Below are 9,894 nucleotides of genomic sequence, written 5' to 3' on the forward strand. Positions count from 1 at the left end.
CAAATTAAATTCACAATAAAAGTGTGATTTCTGGCGCATGGTTCAGCCGAAATTAAGCCTGAAGCTCTTATGCTGATAAGGTAAATCACGCGAGGTGCTTATGATGAAAATGCTCCCTGTTTTTGCGGCGTTATCAAGCTTGGTGGCAGGCTCAGCTTTTGCGCATGCCAATCATGTCGAATACGCCCGAGTGACCCACGTCGAGCCAGTCTACCGCACAGTTGCTCGTCATAGTCCACAGCAAGTGTGTTATACCGAAGCAGTACAGTACCGAGGCAGTCAACGCGCTGATACCACTCCGGTGGTACTAGGCGCTATTGCAGGTGGCGCTTTAGGCCATGCCATGGGGCGCAACAAGAGCAATAAGCGAGTGGGTATGGCCGCCGGAGCCGTGCTTGGAGGTGCCGTTGTCAGCGATATCCAGCGCCAGAATAATCAGCCAGCGACTGTCCATCAACAGCGTTGCCGGGTCGTCAATAGTTCGGTACAGTACCACAATGTATTCGATGGTTATCAGGTCAGCTACACTTTGCGTGGCCGCCATTACACGACCATGCTAGATTACGATCCTGGACCACGTTTACCGGTTCAGGTGAGTGTTCGGCCTGGTTACTAACCGCAAAGGACAACAGATACAATGCAAGACAATCAACAAACAATTTTGTGGAGCTAACCATGTTACGTAGTACAGCAATCCTGTTATTGGTTGTCTTGCTCAGTCTGCTGCCCATTGCAGCCAGCGCAAGCAGCAGCCCTTCAGTCAATAAAGAACAAGCAGCTGAACTTGCATTGCAGCGTTTTCCTGGCAGGGTACTCAATGTGAAAACCGAGCAACAAAATTACCGAATCCGTGTATTACAACGGGACGGACGTGTGGTTACAGTGATAGTGGATGGCCGGACCGGCCGGGTAACAAGGGATGATCGCTAATGCGTATTTTAGTGGTAGAAGACGAGCAGCTGTTGGCTAATCAGATCCGCAATCATTTAACCGATCAACAGTTCAGTGTGGATATGGCATTTGATGGCAGGGATGGCGATTTCAAGCTCAGTGAATACCCTTACGATCTGGCCATTATCGATTTAGGCTTACCGCATATGGACGGCCTTAGCTTAATCCGTAAGGCTCGTAAAAAAGACATCAAAACCCCTATTATTATTCTGACTGCCCGTGGCAGCTGGCAAGAGAAAGTGGAGGGCCTGGATGCCGGTGCGGATGATTACCTGACCAAGCCCTTTCATATGGAAGAGCTTTTAGCCCGCTGCAATGCATTAATCCGACGCGCCGCTGGCCAACCAGACCCGACCTTATCTGCAGGACCAGTGGCACTCAATAGCCGCACCCAGCAAGTTTGGCTGCATGAACAGGAGATCAGCCTGACGGCTTATGAATACAAAGTTCTCGAGTACTTTATGATGAACCCAAATAAAGTCATTTCGAAAACTGAGCTGACCGAGCATATCTATGATCAGGATTTTGATCTGGATAGCAATGTGATTGAAGTTTTTGTGCTACGTTTGCGGAAAAAGCTGGATCCTGAAGCCGAGCTGAAACCAATAGAGACATTGCGAGGTCGAGGCTATCGCTTTACCTTGGCAGTGAATTGAACATTCAGATGCCATCAATGAGTTTATCGTTAAAACTGCGGCAGGGCTTAATCAGCTTGCTGCTGTTCGCTTTTTTACTGCCCGGTTCTTTTATCGCGATTGAACGCGCTTTTTACACCCAGTTGGTCACCAATACGGAGCAAAAGCTGGAAGTGCACCTGTATGCCATATTATCGGAAATCCAGGTCTCTGCCGACAAAGTACAGCTAAGCAATGTGGCACTTGCCCCCGACTTTTCCCGACCAAACTCTGGACTCAGTGCTTTTATCACGAACGAATCGGATGTGCTCTGGCAATCCGACTCCTCCATTACCCAACAATTTGAGCCAGAACTACTGCAACTATTACCGGGTAAAAGTGACTTCAGAGCCGACATACAATACGGCCAGAAATATTGGGTCCTTTCCATTGCTTTATTGTTCGATCAAGGCGATAGCACCATCCCTCTGACTGTCCATGTGGTGCAATCGGATCACTTACTCAACACACCGCATCAGAGCTTCTTGCGCACCCTGATCCGCTGGTACCTGGGGATTGCTTTGGTGTTGTTGCTGGTGATGCTGCTGGCTTATCGTTGGACCACTCGGCCACTATCCATGCTGGATCATGAAATTCGCCGGGTAGAAAGCGGCAAGCAAGAGCAGCTTACCGGTAAGTACCCTACGGAGCTAATGGCCCTCAAAGAAGACTTGAACCTGCTGCTGGCTAGTCAAAACCGCCAGAAGCAACGCTACCGCCATCATTTAAGTGATTTGGCGCATGCGCTGAAAACCCCGCTGGCTGTCCTCAATACCTCCCCACTTAGCGAGCAACCTGAATTAAAAGAGCAGTTGGATAGGATCAGCGCCATGATTGATCATCAGTTAAAACGCGCCAGCAGTTCAGGCCAGGATGTCTGGAAGAAGCAAATTCCTTTGCAACCTCTGCTGGATAAGATGATCAATGCACTGGGCAAAATTTACCAACACAAAGGCTGTCACATTGTGGTTGACTGTCCGGAGGATACAGCATTCAAGGGCGATGAAACCGACATGATGGAAATCCTTGGTAATTTACTTGATAACGCCTGCAAAGCTTGTCAGTACCAGGTACGGCTGCACGTGAGCTCACACCCTTTTACCCTGGTGGTAGAGGATGATGGCCCAGGCATTCCAAGTGCCCGTCGACAGCAATTGTTCCAGCGCGGTACCCGGTTGGATACCTACAAAGAAGGGCATGGTGTCGGCTTGTCCATTGTGGCAGAGCTGGTCAGCTCCTATAATGGTGATTTAGAAGTCGGTGACAGTGAACTGGGCGGTGCACGCTTCCAGGTTCGCTTTCCGGATCTATGACACCCAAACCTTACGAGGTCGGCCATGATATTCAGCCTTACCCTGCTTGCAGTGAGTCTGCATACAGCTGCTATTGAAGAGCTTTGCCCTTGGCCTGAAAGTGGCAGCCAGCAACAGCGCTATCACCAGCAGCTCAGTTGCTATGATCGTGAGCTGGTGAAAGCCAGGCGCTCTTTGGCCCAGTGGGAACAACACCATACTTTTGTACTGCAACAACACAGTCAACGCACAGGGCGACCAGCAGCGTTCAACAGCTTTAAAAGCGCCCAAGAAACATTTGCGCAGCTCAAAGAGCAGCACTGCCGTTGGCAATACCAGCTGCAGCTGCCAGATGTACAACAGGGTGCCGCTTACTACAAGCGCTGCCAGCTGCAACTGATTAAGCAGCGCACCGAACAACTGGAATCATTGGCTGCCCGCTAAGCTAACGGCTCATCCAAATCGTCGCGCAACTGGGTTTGCTCTTCCGAATCCAAAAGGACGGCTATCCAACGACCATTGGGGCTATTCTCCAGCCCAATTTTAACAATCATGGTCAAGGGGATACTAAGCAACATCCCAACGGTACCAAGCATCCAACCCCAAAAAATCAGCGATAAAAACACCACCAGGGTAGAAAGGCCGAGTCCCCTCCCCATGAACCGTGGCTCCAGCACATTACCAATCAGAAGGTTGACGGCAATAAACACCAGGGTCGTCCCCAGAGCCAGGCTCAAACCACCATCAACCAGTGCCACCAGCACAGCCGGAACCGCCGCGATGATGGAGCCTATATTCGGGATATAATTCAATAAAAATGCCAGCATTCCCCACAGCAAAGGATAACTGACGCCGAGCAACCAAAGCATCAGGCCCACCACCAAGCCAGTCAAGGCGCTCATCATGGTTTTAATGGCAATATAACGATTCACCGACTCAAGAAACTGCTGTACCTGCTGTAACTTCTTTTCCGGAGTCTTCATACCTAACTTAATTTTGGCAGGAATACTGTGAGCCTCCAGCAACATAAAAACCACAATCAACAAAATCAGGAATGTGTTGGTGAGCATGGTGCCAAGTCCGGCCAGTAGGTTGGTGGCAAGTGTCATGGCTGAGCCCGGGTTAATCTGACTAAGCAGTTGCCTTGGTTCAAGTACCAGATGGTACTCGGCCAACCAATTCAGCAACTGCAACACCACCAAATTAATTCGCCCTTGGTATTCAGGCATATTGCGGGTCAAATCAGTCAAGGACTGACCGACAATGGTCGCAAAAAAGGTGCCCAGCACTACAATCAGCAGGATAACCAGGCCAATGGCTGCCAGCTTGGGCAAATGCCAACGATGCAGCAATTGGATCAGAGGACTGCAAATGATGGCAATAAATAGCGCCAGTAGGAAGGGCACGACGATGGTTGCAGCAGCTTTGATACCAGCAAGGATAATCACCAGGGCCGCACAGGCCACCAAAATACGGGTCGCGTTTGAGTCAGTCACTGTTGTCATAAAGGTCCTTGCATTCTTTGATCGGGAAAGGCTTAATAAACGTATCGAATAAAAATACCGAGGAACAATGAATTATGGAATTAAACCCGGCGATTATTCGCATCAAAAATCTGCGGCTACGTACCTTCATTGGCATCAACGAGGACGAAATCAACAACAAACAGGATGTCGTAATTAATGCCAAAATTCAATACCTGGCTGATGCTGCTGCCGATAGCGATGATATGAGTAAAGCGCTCAATTACCGCACCATCACCAAACGGATTATTCAGTTTGTAGAAGACAATCGCTTTTCATTGCTGGAAAAACTGACCGCGGATGTGCTTGCCATTGTTGCAGAGCACAGCTCAGTGCTGTATGCCGAAGTAGAAATCGATAAACCGCATGCCTTGCGTTTTGCGGATTCGGTCTCACTCACACTCTCTGTCAGCAAACAGCGTTAATGCAGCTATACTGGATGCAATCAGGATGGTTTAACTTTTTGACAAAGGGTAGTCACAATGAAGCTGTTTATCACTGGAGGAACCGGTTTAATTGGTCAGGCGGCGATTAAACGGTGGCTAACCGACCATGAAATAACGGTTCTGACGCGCTCTGCTGCAAAAGTTAAATCACTCTTTGGTCATGCAGTGACTTGCTGCGAGCAACTACACGGCGTGGATATCAGCCGTTTTGACGCTGTGATCAACCTGGCAGGTGAACCCATTGCAGACAAGCGTTGGAGCAAAGCACAAAAGCATCGTATTTGTCACAGTCGCTGGGATCTGACCGAACAATTAAGCACCCTGATCCAACAAGCTCACAAGCCACCTTCTGTCTTTATCAGCGGCTCTGCCATCGGCTTTTATGGGCGTCAGGATCAACATGGCATTGATGAAAGCCATCAGGACTTTTATCCAGAGTTCAGCCACGATATTTGTGCTCGCTGGGAGAATCTGGCGCAGCGCGCAGCCAGCGAACGCACTCGCGTTTGCCTGGTTCGCACAGGCATCGTGCTGGCAGAAAACGGCGGCGCTTTAAAGAAAATGCTCCCCCCCTTCCGTTTTGGATTGGGAGGGAAAATTGGCGATGGCACTCAGTACATGTCCTGGATCCATATAGACGACATGGTAGCCTTGCTGGATTTCTTATTGTGCCACAGCGAACTAGCAGGGCCTATCAATGCGACCGCGCCAAAAGCGGTGCCTAATGCCCGCTTTACCGAATTGCTGGCCAAGCGCTTAAAGCGCCCTGCTTTGCTTCCGATGCCAGCTTTTATGGTGCGCCTATTGTTCGGTGAAATGGGTGACTTACTACTGTACGGCCAAAATGTGTATCCGAAAAAATTATTGGATGCTGGTTTTCAATTTAGCTACCCGGATTTACGCGAGGCCTTACAACAGCTGAACCTTTAACAGGGCGCATGACTGCGCCCCTGGCTCACCAATAAACTGCCTTACGAATAAATGGCCCTTCGCATTAAAACCGAGCTTTGGATAGCCAGCAATTGCCGCAATTGCCACCAGCCAAGCAAAGTAACCACCACCACACCAAAACCAGGGCCAATCCACCACAGATTCCAGTGCAACTGAAATGGCAGCTCAAACAAGCGGAACTGCAACACGCCAAGCACAGCCTCTGCCAGAACGGTAGCAAGGATACCGGCCAGCGCTCCGAGCGCGGCGAACTCCAACAGCATGGCATTGCGTAAAAAGGCGTAGCGTGCCCCCAAAGTGCGTAAGATAGCCAGCTCCTGTTCTCGTTGCTCCATAGTAGCCTGCACCTGGGCCACCAACACCAACACCGCAGCGGCAAACACCAGCAGCAAAATGCTGCTAAGGGCTACAGTCACCTGGGCAATGATATCCTGCACCTGCTGGATAATGGCATCGACATTGAGCACGATCACAGTTGGGAATTCACGATTGAGCTGATTTAGCACCTGCGCCCGCTCCGCATCCAGATAAAAAGCACTGAGGTAACTAGCCGGGAAATCGGCCAGTAAGTCCGCACTTAAAATCATGTAGAAATTGGGTTGCAAGGTATTCCAATCAACTAAGCGAATGCTGGTAACCGTAGCAGAAACCATGCGACCACCAATAGAGAACTCCAGCTGATCGCCAAGCAAAATACCCAGTCGTTCTGCCAACTCGGACTCTACCGACACCTCAGCAAGCGTTTCCTCACTAAACCAACGGCCGTGCAGCACACTGTTATTTGCCGGTAATTCGCTGGTCCAGGTCAGGTTCAGCTCCCGGCCAACACCCACCCGCTCGGTATCTTCTTCCTTGGAAGCACGCTGGCGCAGTTGTTGCTGATTGGTCGCGGTCAGACGGCCGCGCACGATTGGATAAAAGCTATCGAGCTGTAACTGATGCTCTGCTGCAAAGGCTTCAATACCTGGCCGCTCAGCCTCGGAGATATTCACCAAAAACTGATTGGGTGCACCGGCCGGAATTTGCTGCTGCCATTGCTCGAGCAATTCCACTCGCAAAAAATACAACAACAAGGTTAAAAATAATGCCATGCTAAAGGTCAACAACTGAAAGCTGTTTTGCCACAAGCGCCGGCGCAAATTGGCCAACGCCAGTTTCAGCGCCGAGCTTTGCCCTGCAGCCATAGGTTTGGCCACTTTCACCAGCACTGCCGCCAGCCCCATCAATACCAGTGCAAATGTCACGCAGGCAGCAAACAGAATAAGACTGAGCATAAACTCTTTACTAAACAACCACATTAGTAGCCAGACAGCGAGCGCCCCTGTTGCCAGATGCCAGACATCAAAACGCCAGGCTGGTAATTGCCGCAACACCGCTATCGCTGGCACCGCTGCCAACTGCCATACAGGTCGCGCCGCAAACAGGCCGGCACAAATCACCGCAGTTAACAATCCCATCCACAGCGGCCGGCTACTAAAGGCCGGCTGGTAATCGTCCATCCACAACTGAATGCCCTGCTGAATAAACACCACCAGCACTATGCCGGCTATAATTGCCAGCACAGAACTAAATACACTGACCAACATCAGATGGCTGCAATAGATCTTTCGGGCTGTGGTGGTGGTCGCCCCCAGCGCTTTAATCACAGCCACCGCCTCTGCATGGCGCTGACGGTATCGATTGGCCGCTACCGCCGAGGCACTGGCAGCCAGCACAATCCCAAGCAAGCCCGCAAGCAGCAGAAAGCTCTCGGCCCGCTGCATGGCTGCACCTATGGCCGTATCCGGATCCAACTCTTGCCATTGCTCATGCACAGACAACTGAGGATCAAGTTGCTGACGCAACTCTGCCAGCTGTGTCGTACTGCCTGCAAACAAATAGCGATAACCAATTCGACTGCCCGGCTGAACCACTTCAGTAGCGGCCACATCGTCAAGATGCATCAGCACCCGGGGATTACCACCAAACACATTGAGCGGTGCATCCGGTTCGGCTTCAATCACACCGGCAACTTGCAGCGATGCCATGCCAAGCTCCAGACGATCGCCAGGACTTACCGCCAGCAAGCTTAACAAACGAGGCTCTAGCCAGATTTCACCAGCACTGAAGCTAGCCAGTTCGCCCTGCCCTGGCTGCTGACTGCGTCGCAGCACCAGCTCACCACGTAGTGGAAATTCACTGGAGACGGCTTTTACCGTAACCAGCTGCATTTCACTGTCAGAAAACAACATAGAATCAAACAACATCTGCTGAGCTTGTTGCAAGCCAACCGCATCAGCCGTTGCCATCAACTCTGGTTGAAATGGCCGGCTGGAACGCAGCACCAAATCGGCCGCTAAAAAGCTGGCACTGCGCTGATACAAGGCAGAGCGCACACTTTCGGTAATGCCGGTGAGCATCACCACAGAAAACACGGCTAAAAACAGCGCAAAGGCAATCACCCAGAGTTCGCCACGCTTTAACTCGCGCCAGAACAGGCGCCAGGCAATACTAGCCCACATGGCGCTGCTCCTGCGGCTCTGATGGCAGTTGCTGCTCCAACTGACCATGCTGCATCAGGTACTGCTGTTGACAGCGCTCTGCCAGTTCAGCTTTATGTGTCACCAATACCAGGGTGGTACCTTGTTGTTGGTTCAAATCGAACAACAAGTCTTCTACCAACAAGCCGGTTTTTTCGTCCAGGTTTGCGGAGGGCTCGTCAGCAAACAGAATGTTGGGCTGTGTAATAAAAGCCCGGGCAATAGCAACCCGCTGCTGCTCACCACCAGATAATTGAGTCGGATAAAAATCCCGCCGCTCAGAAAGCCCCACCTGAGCCAATAGCTCTAAACCGCGATCTTTAGCGTTACGGATCCCTGCCAGCTCAGCTGGCAAAGTGATATTTTCCAGGGCGGTTAACCCCGGTAACAACAAAAAAGACTGGAAAACGAAACCGACATGGCTGGCTCTAAGACCAGCTCTGGCATCCTCATCCAGCTGATGCAAAGGTTGTCCCGCCAGAAAGACTTCGCCCTCACTGGCTGTGTCCAGGCCCGCCAGAATGCCCAGTAAAGTAGACTTGCCTGAGCCGGACGCACCCACTATGGCTACCGACTCACCCCGCTTGATTGTTAAATGCAAATCATTCAGGATAGTCAGTGATCCTTCCGTTAATTTTACCCGTTTGGTTAAATGGGTCGCTTTTATATCAATATCAGGTGATAACGTCATGCGTGCATTCTTAATTCTGTTGTTTGTTGTTTACAGTACCACGACTTATGCGCAGCCGAAAAGGTTGTTGCTGCTCGGTGACAGCCTGAGTGCGGCCTACAACATGCAGGAGCAACAAGGCTGGGTCTATTTAACGCAGCAGTGGTTGGATACGCAACAGTTACCGCTTACGATCATCAACGCCAGCATCAGTGGTGAAACCTCAGCCGGAGGCCTGGCCCGCTTGCCTGCTTTGTTGGAGCAACACCAGCCAGATTATGTGCTGATTGAGTTGGGTGGCAATGATGGCTTACGCGGCTTTGCTGTTGCCCAACTGGAACAGAATTTAACGCAATTGATTAAGCTTAGCCAGGCCACTGGCGCTAAAGTGCTGCTGATGCAAATTCGGATCCCGCCCAATCTTGGCCCGCGCTATACCCGTCAGTTTGAAAGCCTCTATCCGGCTCTGGCTGAACGTTATCAGTTGTCGCTGTGGCCATTTTTCATGGAGCAGATTGCCCTGAACGAAGATTTGATGCTACCGGATGGCATCCATCCAAACCGCGAGGCACAGCCGCTGATTAAACAGCAGATGAAGCGTTGGTTTGCACAGCTGGTGGATGATTAGTGTTGAGTGTTGAGTGTTGAGTGTTGAGTGTTTTTAACTTAACACTTAAAACTAATAACTCAACACTAAAAAGAAGTGGCGTCCCCTAGGGGATTCGAACCCCTGTTACCGCCGTGCCAGATGGTTTTGCGCGGTGTCCCGACACCGCCTCGCGGCGATAGAACAAGGGATACGATTAAAATTAGATTTGAGAAGTAAAGTGGCGTCCCCTAGGGGATTCGAACCCCTGTTACCGCCGTG

At 50.8% G+C, this 9,894-nt stretch carries 11 protein-coding genes; 8 read left to right on the top strand and 3 right to left on the bottom strand.

Features of this window, described 5'->3' with window-relative positions; genetic code table 11:
- Window positions 1-100 precede the first annotated feature (100 nt).
- From BLW37_RS09235 to BLW37_RS09255, 5 genes are read left to right on the top strand one after another with little or no spacing between them, the layout of a single operon-like run.
- Window positions 101-616, top strand: coding sequence for a glycine zipper 2TM domain-containing protein (locus BLW37_RS09235; protein WP_091342155.1), 516 nt, complete (start codon window positions 101-103; stop codon window positions 614-616).
- 59 nt (window positions 617-675) lie between these two features.
- On the top strand, window positions 676-930 hold the full coding sequence (locus tag BLW37_RS09240; RefSeq protein ID WP_091342156.1) for a PepSY domain-containing protein: 255 nt from the start codon (window positions 676-678) through the stop codon (window positions 928-930).
- On the top strand, window positions 930-1,607 hold the full coding sequence (locus BLW37_RS09245; RefSeq protein ID WP_091342158.1) for a response regulator transcription factor: 678 nt from the start codon (window positions 930-932) through the stop codon (window positions 1,605-1,607). Before BLW37_RS09240 ends, BLW37_RS09245 begins: the two co-directional genes overlap by 1 nt.
- 17 nt (window positions 1,608-1,624) lie before the next feature.
- Window positions 1,625-2,938 (top strand): ATP-binding protein, encoded by a 1,314-nt coding sequence (locus BLW37_RS09250; RefSeq protein WP_091342160.1) that lies wholly within the window; start codon window positions 1,625-1,627, stop codon window positions 2,936-2,938.
- A gap of 24 nt (window positions 2,939-2,962) precedes the next feature.
- Entirely contained in the window at window positions 2,963-3,361 is a 399-nt protein-coding gene (locus BLW37_RS09255; protein ID WP_091342161.1) for a lysozyme inhibitor LprI family protein, read from the top strand.
- Here the strand turns inward: BLW37_RS09255 and BLW37_RS09260 are convergent.
- The gene (locus BLW37_RS09260) at window positions 3,358-4,422 is read right to left on the bottom strand and encodes an AI-2E family transporter (RefSeq protein WP_091342163.1); all 1,065 of its coding nucleotides are present in this window, start codon (window positions 4,420-4,422) and stop codon (window positions 3,358-3,360) included. The two genes, BLW37_RS09255 and BLW37_RS09260, sit on opposite strands and share 4 nt — an antisense overlap.
- A 74-nt stretch (window positions 4,423-4,496) precedes the next feature.
- On the opposite strand from BLW37_RS09260, the gene folX reads away from it, so the two are divergent.
- Together folX and BLW37_RS09270 are read left to right on the top strand one after the other, a co-directional pair.
- The gene (gene folX, locus BLW37_RS09265) at window positions 4,497-4,865 is read left to right on the top strand and encodes a dihydroneopterin triphosphate 2'-epimerase (protein ID WP_091342165.1); all 369 of its coding nucleotides are present in this window, start codon (window positions 4,497-4,499) and stop codon (window positions 4,863-4,865) included.
- Between the two features lie 57 nt (window positions 4,866-4,922).
- Window positions 4,923-5,816 (top strand): TIGR01777 family oxidoreductase, encoded by an 894-nt coding sequence (locus tag BLW37_RS09270; protein ID WP_091342167.1) that lies wholly within the window; start codon window positions 4,923-4,925, stop codon window positions 5,814-5,816.
- Between the two features lie 41 nt (window positions 5,817-5,857).
- Here the strand turns inward: BLW37_RS09270 and BLW37_RS09275 are convergent, their stop codons facing one another.
- Both BLW37_RS09275 and BLW37_RS09280 read right to left on the bottom strand, forming a co-directional pair.
- The gene (locus tag BLW37_RS09275) at window positions 5,858-8,338 is read right to left on the bottom strand and encodes an ABC transporter permease (protein ID WP_091342169.1); all 2,481 of its coding nucleotides are present in this window, start codon (window positions 8,336-8,338) and stop codon (window positions 5,858-5,860) included.
- Window positions 8,328-9,047, bottom strand: a complete 720-nt coding sequence (locus BLW37_RS09280) for an ABC transporter ATP-binding protein (protein ID WP_091342171.1) — start codon at window positions 9,045-9,047, stop codon at window positions 8,328-8,330. The genes BLW37_RS09275 and BLW37_RS09280 overlap by 11 nt, the downstream gene beginning before the upstream one ends.
- Here BLW37_RS09280 and BLW37_RS09285 point away from each other — a divergent pair.
- The gene (locus BLW37_RS09285) at window positions 9,046-9,654 is read left to right on the top strand and encodes an arylesterase (RefSeq protein ID WP_091342173.1); all 609 of its coding nucleotides are present in this window, start codon (window positions 9,046-9,048) and stop codon (window positions 9,652-9,654) included. The two genes, BLW37_RS09280 and BLW37_RS09285, sit on opposite strands and share 2 nt — an antisense overlap.
- Window positions 9,655-9,894 lie beyond the last annotated feature (240 nt).

The sequence above is a fragment of the Alkalimonas amylolytica genome, from assembly GCF_900107845.1.
Taxonomy (GTDB): Bacteria; Pseudomonadota; Gammaproteobacteria; order Enterobacterales; family Alteromonadaceae; genus Alkalimonas; species Alkalimonas amylolytica.